This window comes from Mycobacterium sp. (genome assembly GCF_035570115.1).
GTDB lineage: Bacteria > Actinomycetota > Actinomycetes > Mycobacteriales > Mycobacteriaceae > Mycobacterium.
This window is the reverse complement of record NZ_DATMLH010000236.1, coordinates 1-8,049: the sequence shown is the minus strand read 5'-3', so window position 1 is coordinate 8,049 and position 8,049 is coordinate 1. Positions and strand designations below refer to the sequence as shown.

Annotated in this window: 8 protein-coding genes; 3 read left to right on the top strand and 5 right to left on the bottom strand. The window is 66.3% G+C overall.

Translation table 11 applies throughout. From position 1 onward, the window contains the following. Positions 1-635, bottom strand: a 635-nt coding sequence (locus VNW74_RS20915; RefSeq protein WP_414686736.1) for an acyl-CoA dehydrogenase family protein, incomplete at its 3' end; no start/stop codon positions are given. Beyond that, positions 635-1,723 (bottom strand): acyl-CoA dehydrogenase family protein, encoded by a 1,089-nt coding sequence (locus VNW74_RS20910; RefSeq protein ID WP_325680308.1) that lies wholly within the window; start codon positions 1,721-1,723, stop codon positions 635-637. The genes VNW74_RS20910 and VNW74_RS20915, both read right to left, overlap by 1 nt. Before the next feature lie 91 nt (positions 1,724-1,814). Here VNW74_RS20910 and VNW74_RS20905 point away from each other — a divergent pair, with 91 nt between their 5' ends. Continuing rightward, positions 1,815-2,666, top strand: a complete 852-nt coding sequence (locus VNW74_RS20905) for an LLM class flavin-dependent oxidoreductase (RefSeq protein ID WP_325680306.1) — start codon at positions 1,815-1,817, stop codon at positions 2,664-2,666. Positions 2,667-2,676: 10 nt separating this feature from the next. On the opposite strand, the gene VNW74_RS20900 is transcribed toward VNW74_RS20905, so the two are convergent. Together VNW74_RS20900 and VNW74_RS20895 are read right to left on the bottom strand one after the other, a co-directional pair. Then, positions 2,677-3,396 (bottom strand): SDR family oxidoreductase, encoded by a 720-nt coding sequence (locus tag VNW74_RS20900; protein ID WP_325680304.1) that lies wholly within the window; start codon positions 3,394-3,396, stop codon positions 2,677-2,679. Between the two features lie 13 nt (positions 3,397-3,409). Continuing rightward, the gene (locus VNW74_RS20895; RefSeq protein ID WP_325680302.1) at positions 3,410-4,231 is read right to left on the bottom strand and encodes a FadR/GntR family transcriptional regulator; all 822 of its coding nucleotides are present in this window, start codon (positions 4,229-4,231) and stop codon (positions 3,410-3,412) included. Positions 4,232-4,423: 192 nt separating this feature from the next. Here VNW74_RS20895 and VNW74_RS20890 point away from each other — a divergent pair, with 192 nt between their 5' ends. Both VNW74_RS20890 and VNW74_RS20885 read left to right on the top strand, forming a co-directional pair. Further along, on the top strand, positions 4,424-6,823 hold the full coding sequence (locus VNW74_RS20890) for a CoA transferase (protein WP_325680300.1): 2,400 nt from the start codon (positions 4,424-4,426) through the stop codon (positions 6,821-6,823). A 28-nt stretch (positions 6,824-6,851) separates the two neighbouring features. Continuing rightward, positions 6,852-7,043: a ferredoxin gene (locus VNW74_RS20885; protein ID WP_325680298.1), complete on the top strand. Its 192-nt coding sequence runs from the start codon at positions 6,852-6,854 to the stop codon at positions 7,041-7,043. Here the strand turns inward: VNW74_RS20885 and VNW74_RS20880 are convergent. Beyond that, positions 7,044-8,049 (bottom strand): cytochrome P450 (locus VNW74_RS20880; protein WP_325680296.1); only part of this gene is annotated, 1,006 nt, incomplete at its 5' end.

Sequence of the window (8,049 nt, the reverse complement as noted above, 5' to 3'; positions counted from 1 at the left end):
TCGTCGAGGAAGACCTCGCAGAACGTCTCGTCGGAGATCGACGCCATGCGAATGGGTTCGATGGTCACCTCGGGGGACTCGAGATCGAGGATCAGGCAAGAGATTCCGCGGTGCTTGGGTGCGTCCGGATCGGTGCGCGCGTACAGCGTGCACCATCGCGAAAGGTGTGCCTGGGTGGTCCAGATCTTTCTGCCCTTGACCCGGAACACGTCGCCGTCGCGTACGGCGCGGGTGCGCAGGCCGGCGAAATCGGATCCGGCTTCCGGCTCGGACATGCCCAGCGCCCACCACTCGTCGCCGCGCAGCAGCGGGACCAGCAGACGGTCGATTTGCTCGGCGGTGCCGAACTGGCGGATCCCCGGCGCCGCAACACCGGGGCCGGCGATGTTCGGCAGCTTAGGTGCCGATCGCATCGCGGCTTCCAGCCGGACCTCCATCGCGTCGGCCAGGCCCAACGACCGACCGCCATGCTCGCGCGGCCAGGTCGGCTGCAACCACCCCGCCTCGAACGCGGCGCGTTGGTAACCGCGTCGTAAGTCGAGGTCCCAGCGATACTCGCGGTAGCGGTCGTAGTAGTCGTCCGGCAGGAAGTCCGTCAGCCACGCCGAGAACTCGCCCACCACGCTCGAGGACATCATGCGGCGCCCCCCGCGAAGCGCCGACCAATTGCGTGGTAGAGCGCTCGGCTGTCTCCCAGCGTCGAGGCACCTTGCCACGCGTGCCGCAGATACAAGTGCATGTCATGCTCCCAGGTCTGCGCCAATGCGCCGTGGACCTGAACCGCGGTGCGGGCGCATCCGACCGCCGCCTCCGATGCCGCCGCTTTCGCGAGCCCCGCAGCGGTCCAGCCGGCCGCGGGCGACGTCGCGGGATCGTCGAGGCGCGCTGCCGCCGCGTAGGTGAGGCTGCGGGCGCGCTCCAGGGCGACGTAGTTGTCGGCCAAGGCGTGCTTGATTCCCTGGAATGTGCCGATCGGCTTGCCGAACTGCTGTCGTGATTTCGCGTGCTCGACCGAGCGGGCCAGCGCCGCGTCGGCCACTCCGACGAGGTCGGCGGCCATCGCGATCAGGGGTGTCGCCAGCGCCGATTCCACATCGACCGGCGCGGTGACGACGGGTTCCGTGTCGATTTCGACGTCGGCGACGGGCTGTGCGGGATCCGTGCACTCCGCGGCTTTCACGGCCACGCCGTCGCCGACGCGGACCACGGCGGCGACCGGCCCGTCAGCTGACGAGGCCAAGGTGACGATCAGTTCCGCCCGGGGCAGGCCGGTCACCGCGACCGCACGCCCGTGCAGGCGCCCGCTCTGCAGGGTCATCGGCACACCCGGCAGCCGACAACCGGGCGGGTGAGCCGCCAACGCGGCCACCACACCGCCGCCGACGTCAGCCAGCACGTCGGCAACCGCGGGACCGGCGACCCGCAGGACACCTGCCGCCAGACCGATGCTGGACAGCAACGGGATGGGGGCGATGGCCGCACCGCATTCCTCGAGAACGACAGCGAGATCGACACGGCCGAAGGAGCCATTGGAATCGTCGCCGCCGTCGGCGGGCACGGCGAGTTCGGTCCAGCCGAGGTCGACGACCGTCTTCCACACGGTGCGCCAGCGTTCTGGGTCGGTCAGCGCCTGCCGGGCGACTCCGGGCGGGCACTCGGCGCGCAGGACGTCACGCACGCTGTCGCGCAGCGCCAGCTGACCGGAATTCAGTCCGACGTCCATAAGGCCCCTAACATAATAAAAATAGTAAACTAGCGCGACAGACGTCAATCGCTGGTCCGGTGTACCGGGCGGCTCCGTATGGTGTTCAGCTATGGCCGAGTGGTACCTGTTCCTGCCGCAAGTGAGAATGCCGGTCGCCGACATCGTGGAGCGATCGCGCCACGCCGAAGCCAGTGGGTTCAGCGGAGTGGCGTTCATCGACCACCTCGAGGCTCCCGGGCTGCGGGATGAAAGCATTTGGGAGGCAATGAGCGTCGCCAGCTGGGTAGCCGCCAAGACCGAGCGGTTGCGAATCGGTCATTTGGTGCTCTGCGACGCATTTCGCCATCCGGCAGTGCTGGCCAAACAGGCTGTCACCTTGTCTGAGGCCTCGGACGGCAGGTTCGAGCTCGGTCTCGGCTCCGGCTCGTGGCCTGCTGAGTTTGCCAGATTTGATGTCGGCCAAGAAGATCCGGTAACGCGCGGCGAGCAACTCGAGCGGCATCTGGGCCTGATCATGCAGTATTGGGGGCGCGACGAGGCGCCGGACCGCAGGCAATTCCCGTTGCCCGACCATCGGATACCGCTGATCCTCGGCGGCACCGGGCGCCGGATGATGGAACTTGTTCGCAGATATGCGGATTGGTGGAACATACCGGCCAACCATCTGGATCGGCTGGCGCGGTTGGCCCCCGCCACCGGGTCCGCTCGGGTGTCGGTTCAGCAGATGGTGGGCTTCGTGCGCAAAGACAGCGACCCTAACGCTGTGCGGGAGGTGAGCACCCGGCGATTCGGTAACCTCGGCTCCGGACTGGTATGCGGCGACGCCGACGAGTTGATCGGGCATTTCACCGGCCTGGCTAACCAGGGCGTCGAGCGGTTCTATGTCTGGTTCGCCGATTTCGCCGTCCCGGAATCGCTACACGAATTCGGCGAGACGGTGATCAAAGCCTTCCCGGGATAAGCCCGTCCGCTTATCGGTGCTGTGCCGCCCGCCGGCGAGCCTCGGTGGGCACAACGGGCTCGCGGGCAAAGGGCCCGCGGCGCACCGCGTGCAGCCTGATCTCCGGCAGGTCGACCGACGGGTCCACGGTGTCAAGCCACGCCACGGCTTGGGCTACATCAGACACCTGAATCGCGTTCATCTCGAACGGAACATCCTGCAGCATCTCGGTTTCCACCGGTCCTGGCGTCACGATATGCACCGCGATACCGTCTCGGTCGACTTCGAGTGCCAGCGCCCGGGCGAATGCGTTCATCCCCGCCTTGGACGCCGAGTATGCGGTCCGCGCCATCATCGGCTCGTGTGCCGCGGAGGACGAGATGAACACCAGCCGTGACCCGGCCCGCATGCGCGGCAGCACGGCCGCGGTGACTACGAAGCAGGAATCCAGGTTTGCCGAGATGATCGTCTGCCATTGCTCAAAAGTCTGCTTACGTGCGTAGGTCCCACCGAGCGTTCCGGCGGCGTGTACCACCAAATCGATTGTCTCCAAGGGGCTGATCGCTTGGGCGAAGCCGACGGGATCAGAGGCATCGGCAGCGATAAAACGTGCCCCGATCTCGTCGGCGGCCGCTCGTAGCGGGCCCTCACGGCGGGCCGACAACACGACGTCGTAACCCAGTTCGCACAGTCTGCCCGCGCAGGCCTTGCCGATTCCGCCACTGCCGCCGGTGACCAGCGCGGTTCGCACGCTCGTCCGCGATCTACAGGTGGCGATTGTCCCGCGGGCGCGACAGCGCTTGCGGTGACAACGCATAGATCCGTTGGTCGGGGCCCGCGGCCAACACGTGGCTCTGCGTGTCGGAAAGGTGCCGGGCAGATACGCGACGTGCCCGATCGACGTCACCTGCCTCGATCATCTCGGCCAACTTGACGTGGGTGTTGAGCACGGCGCGACGTTTGGCCAGCGAGGGGTAGGTGCCTTTAGCCGCGCTCTCGTCGGCCCATTGCTGTTCGTGACTCGTCCACAACGTCTCCAGGGTGCCGACCACGGCGATGATCGTGCGGTTTCCGCAGCCGCGCACGACGGAATCGTGGAATTTACGGCCGATTTCGGTGAATTCGGGTCCGTCCTCCAGGTGTGCGGCCATCGCGTCGTTGATCTCTTTGAGCTCGCGGACGATGGTGTCGGCGCGGTCGGGTCGTTGAGCCGCCAATGCCGCGCACGCAGGTTCGAGCTCTAATATCGCCGTCCCCAGATCGGCGACGACAACCGACTCGCTCTGCAACAGCAGACCCAACATGTAGGCAGCGCTGGTCTTTGCCGGAGCGTGCACGACCGCACCACCGCGGTTGCCGCGCCGGACCGACACCAGCCCTTCGGTCTCCAGGATGCGCAGCGCCTCTCGCAGTGAGACCAGGCTGACATTGAACTGCTCGACGAGGACTTCCTGCCGCGGCAGCAAATCGCCGTCGGCCAGTTCGCCGTCGATGATCTGGCGCCGCAACTCATCGGCGACGATCTCGGCGATCCTCGGCGCCGACAAGCGGCGTCGAGCCTCGGGGCCAATTCCCAGCGCAGTCATCCGATTCCAGCAGCGAAACGATCGGACAGAGCCACGGCCGCCGCACCCGCGAACTCCATTTACTGCAATCTTAGCAGTAATGGCATAATAGCCGCGCAGGTCAAGTGGCCGGTTCAACTTTGGTCGAAGCGCCGAGCGGCAAAGTTACTAAGATGGTATAGACAACAACCCGACGATGTAGACGGATACAGGTTGAGCAGCGAGCAGGACAGCCGACCAACGCCGCTGGACGACGTCCGCGTTGTCGAGATCAGCGACCGGATCGCCGGCGGTTACTGCGGGAAGCTGTTGGTCGATGCCGGCGCTGAGGTGAGGAAAATAGAACCGCCACAAGGGGATCCGTTGCGGCGATTCAGCGCCAGCTGCTCACCGATGCCGGACGGGACGGATTCGCCCCTGTTCGGCTATCTCAATGCCGGCAAACGTGGCCTGACCTGGTCCGCCGCGGGCACACGGTCCGACGAGCGTTTCCACGAAGAACTTGCCGGCGCCGATATCGTCGTGGTGACGGCCACCCGGGTCCGGGCGTCCGATCTCGGCATCGATCCGCAGCGGTTGCTGGCGGATAACCCGGGGGCGGTCGTCGTCACGATCTCCGACTTCGGCTGGTCCGGTCCCTACGCCGAGCGTGCCGCCAGTGAATTCACGCTGCAGGCGTGGTCGGGCTTAACCGGATTCCGCGGCGATCCGGCCGGCCCGCCGATTGCGATCGGCGGCGATCTCGGGGAGTACATGGGCGGGGCGTGCGCCGCGTTCGGCGCGCTGGCGCTGCGCCGCCGCGTCGAGCGTGGCGGTCGCGGCGAACATCTGGATTTGTCCATGCTGGAAGCGATCACGCTGATGCAAAGTGGTGAATGGCTGCACTCCCAGCTGCTGCAAGCGCCGCCGGTGTCGCGCACGGTCGAAGTGCCGTCGATCGAGCCGGCCAAGGACGGCTACATCGGGATCACCATGGTCACCGGCCAGCAGTGGCTCGATTTCGCGGCGATGGTCGACTGCCCCGAGCTGACCGAGATTCCGCAGCTGAGCTTTCAGATCGGCCGATGGGAATACCGCGACTTCATCCGGGACCGGATCCGTCCCTGGCTGGCCGAACGCACCGTCGAGGAAGTCGTCGAACTCGGGCAGCTGTTCCGGCTGCCGATCGCGGCGTTGGGCAACGGCGCCACAGTTCGGGACACGGCCTACGCGACGGAGCGCGGGGCGTTCGTGCGCAACCCGGCGGGCTTTCACCAGCCCCGCACGCCGTGGTTGATGTCGCGCTGCCGGTCCGCGTCGCTGCGCAGCGCGCCGTCGTTGGGCGAGGCCGATAACACCCCGTCCTGGCCCGAGCGCGACCGCGACGTACGGTCGGCGGAGCCTCGGCTGCCTCTCGAGGGCCTTCGCGTCGTCGACTTGACCGCGTTCTGGGCCGGGCCCGCCGCGACGCACCTGCTCGCGGCGTTCGGCGCCGACGTGGTCAAGGTGGAGTCGATCCAGCGTCCCGACGGCATCCGGTACTCCGGCGGCATGCGCAAAGATGTCGACGATTGGTGGGAGTACGGCTGGGTGTTCCACGCCATGAACACCAACAAGCGTTCGGTAACTCTGGATTTGGGGTCTGACGAAGGCCGCCGGCTGTTCACCGGCTTGGTCGCCGACGCCGACGTGGTGATCGAGAATTTCTCCGCGCGGGTGATGGACCACTTCGGACTCACCGCGGACGCTTTGCTGGCGGTTAACCCGCGGCTGGTGATGGCCCGGATGCCGGCGTTCGGGCTGGACGGCCCGTGGCGTGACCGGGTCGGTTTTGCGCCAACGATGGAGCAGATTGCCGGGCTGGCCTGGGTCACCGGTTTGGCCGACGGTCCACCTGTCCCGCCGAGGGGCGCCTGCGATCCGCTGGCCGGCGTGCATGCCGCGTTCGCGGTGCTTGCTGCGCTGAACTTCGCCGAGCGCACCGGAGTCGGCCAGCTCGTCGAACTGCCGATGATCGAAACGGTGTTGAACGCCACCGCAATTCAGCCGATCGAGGCCGAGGTATTCGGGGTCACGCTGAGCCGCCGCGGCAACCGCGGTCATGGCCGTGGCGTCCAGAATCTCTACCGCTGCGCGGGCGACGACGATTGGATTGCCGTCACCGTCGGCACCGACCAGCAGTGGCGCTCGCTTGTCGACCTGATGGGCCGGCCGTCCTGGACGGAGGACCACCGCTACGGGACCGTCGCCGGACGGCGCGAGGGGGGCGACGACATCGATCGTCGGCTGCAGGACTGGTTTGCCGGCCAGGATCTGGGTTGCGCGGTGGAAAGCCTTGCCGGCGTGGGTATTCCCGCCGCACCCGTGGTGTCGCCGTCGCTGGTCACCGAGAACCCGCAACTCAATGACCGTGGGTTTCTCGAGCCGCTCGACCACCCGCGCACCGGCCCGGGCCGCTACCCGCGGCCGCCCTTCGCTCCGCTCGACGGACGGCCCAACTGGCTTATGCGTCCGCCGCCGACGCTCGGCGAGCACAATGAAGAGGTACTGCGCGATCTGTGCGGGTTGAATGATCAGGACATCGCGAATTTGGCGTCTGCCGGGGTGATCGGCACCCGGCCCAAGGGCCTGTGAGCCGGACGATTCGGAAGAGGAGCAATCGATGCGGGTGATCGTTGACGAGACATCATGCGAGGCAAGCGGATTCTGCGAATCGCTGGCGCCGGACGTATTCGAGATCGGGGACGCCGACGTCGTGCATGTGGCGGACGGTGAAGTCCCGGAGCACTTGGAGATAGACGTGCGCGCGGCGGTGGACCAGTGCCCGAAGGCCGCGTTGCGGATCGTGGACTGACTACCGTTCGGCCAGCGTGATGGCCATCTCGTCGTAGATCGACATGTTGGTGGTCAGATTTGGATAGGTGACCTTGGCCTCGCCGAGGGCGATCCGGTCACCGCGCAACAGCAGTTCGTCGAAGACCGCGCGCAGCTCGGCGCGGGCCAGCATGGCGCCCAGGCAGTGGTGTGGCCCGCCACCGCCAAAAGCGACATGCGGATTGGGTTGGCGAGCGATGTCGAAGGTGAACGGTCGGTCGAAGACCTCCTCGTCGCGGTTGGCCGACCGCAGCATGGAGACCACACGCTCACCTTTGGGGATGTGCTGACCATCCATCTCGATATCGACCTTGGCGGTGCGAGTCCAGTAAGCCACCGGTGAAGCCCAGCGCAGCACCTCCTCGACGGCGCTGGACCGACATGACTCTTCTTCGCGGTAACGCTCAATCTGGTCCGGGTTGGCGACGAATGCCTGCAGGCCGATGGCCAACGCGTTCTTGGTGGTGTCGCTACCGGCGAAGGCCAACACAAAGAAAAAGAACTCCAACTCGTTCTCGGGCAGACTGAACTGCTCGCCGTCGTCACCGGTAATCACCGCGGATGCCAATGTGCTCCAGATGTCGTCGGTCGGGTTCCGCCGCTTCTCTGCCGTCAGCTCCATGGCGTAGCCAAAGATCCAGGCGAAGTGATCGACGTCCTGCTTCCGGTTGAGCTGCCCTTCGGGCGTCCGGGACTTCAGGATGCGGTCCAGGCAATCGAAGACCCGCGGCCGATCTTCCTCCGGTATGCCGATGATGTCGCCGATGACGGACATCGGCAGCGCGTCGGCGACATCCTCGATCCAGTCGCCTTCCCGCTTGGCGAGGAGGTCGTCGATCATCCGCGCCGCGCGGGCCCGGATCCCGTCCTCCAGCTTGGCGATCGCTCGCGGATTGAAAGCGTTGGAGATGAGCTTGCGACGTTTGTTCAGCCCCGGCGGATCCATGTTGATGATCGTTGGGTACGAGGCGAATAGATCGGCGGGC

Excerpts from the sequence above, each read along its gene's own strand:
- VNW74_RS20895 (WP_325680302.1), bottom strand. The coding sequence starts at position 4,231 with ATGACTGCGCTGGGAATTGGCCCCGAGGCTCGACGCCGCTTGTCGGCG.
- VNW74_RS20905 (WP_325680306.1), top strand. The coding sequence starts at position 1,815 with ATGGCCGAGTGGTACCTGTTCCTGCCGCAAGTGAGAATGCCGGTCGCC.
- VNW74_RS20910 (WP_325680308.1), bottom strand. The coding sequence starts at position 1,723 with ATGGACGTCGGACTGAATTCCGGTCAGCTGGCGCTGCGCGACAGCGTG.
- VNW74_RS20885 (WP_325680298.1), top strand. The coding sequence starts at position 6,852 with ATGCGGGTGATCGTTGACGAGACATCATGCGAGGCAAGCGGATTCTGC.